This is a genomic window from Vibrio sp. 811 (assembly GCF_033339195.1).
Genome location: NZ_JAWOUB010000084.1, coordinates 1 through 1209 on the forward strand (window position 1 = coordinate 1; position 1209 = coordinate 1209).

The window sequence follows — 1209 nt, forward strand, 5'->3', positions numbered from 1 at the left end:
GGCGAGGTTCGCTCACATTCCTTATCAAGGATTCGGGCATCGGCATTGAAAGGGACAAACTGGCGATCATTTTTGAACCGTTTACTCAAGAAGACGAGGGTGTTTCGAGACAGTTTGGCGGAACAGGGCTAGGGCTTGCGATTTGTCGCCAATTAGTGTCAATGATGGGAGGCAAGCTAGTGGCAACCTCGACCAAGGGGGTGGGCACATGCTTTGGTTTTTCAATAGAAGTAGAGGCGTTACCTCTCTTTGGTTGGCATTCCGATGTGGTCAAAAGAGGGCTCTTTATATGTGATAACTATGCTTATGCAGAGCAAATTGTCCAAGAATGTCGTTTGGCTCAAATTGAGCTGGTAGGCGTTAACTCACTTTCGGAAGCAAAAGCGCTAGATGAAGATTTCGATGTCATTTTCTTATGTAATGACGGTCAGATGGATATCGATAGCTGTCTGAGTGAACTGGCTGAAGTTTATGATGTTCGTCGAGTAGTAGTGTGCCAGCACCATTTGACGAGCTCTTACACGAACGCGGAAAACGTGCATGCCGTGTTGACTCAACCATTTTTGGGTAATCGATTCAAACATGCCATCGAAGAGCTAGCTAAACTCGAGAAGAATACATTGCGTGACAATGTCACAAATATTGCATCTCGCGCTGAGTCTAAAATATCTCGAGCTCATCGAAGAATACTGATTGCTGAAGACAATCTGATGAACCAAAAAATCGCGAGCTTTTTCTTAGATAAAGCAGGGTACGACTACTTAATTACGAGTAACGGGCAAGAAGCGCTGGATGCCATCACCAAAGGTGAGCAGTTTGACGCCATTTTGATGGATTGTATGATGCCGGTGATGGACGGCCTAACCGCGACAAAAGAGATTCGCCGTTGGGAAAAGAAAGTGGGCTGTAAGAAAACAACCATCATTGCTTTGACCGCGAGTGTGTTGGAAGAGGACATTCACAATTGTTTTGCTGCGGGTATGGATGCGTATTTGCCAAAGCCGTATAAATCTAACCAGTTATTTGAGTTGTTTAATGAACTAAAGCTTGCTTAAATCGCACTGATAAGCCGAATTCATTACGGCTTTTTAGAACGAATATAAAGGAAGTGACATGTTTAAACTCGCTGTTATCGGGACTAACTGGATTTCGCAACAATTTGTTGAAGCGGCAATCCAAACCAAGCAGTTTCGCCTTAAAGCTGTGTAT

The 1209-nt window shown here is 44.2% G+C and carries 1 protein-coding gene; it reads left to right on the forward strand.

Features of this window, described 5'->3' with window-relative positions; genetic code table 11:
- A partial coding sequence (locus R7Q46_RS24970) for a response regulator (RefSeq protein ID WP_318077901.1) occupies positions 1–1055 on the forward strand: 1055 nt, incomplete at its 5' end.
- Positions 1056–1209: the final 154 nt, after the last annotated feature.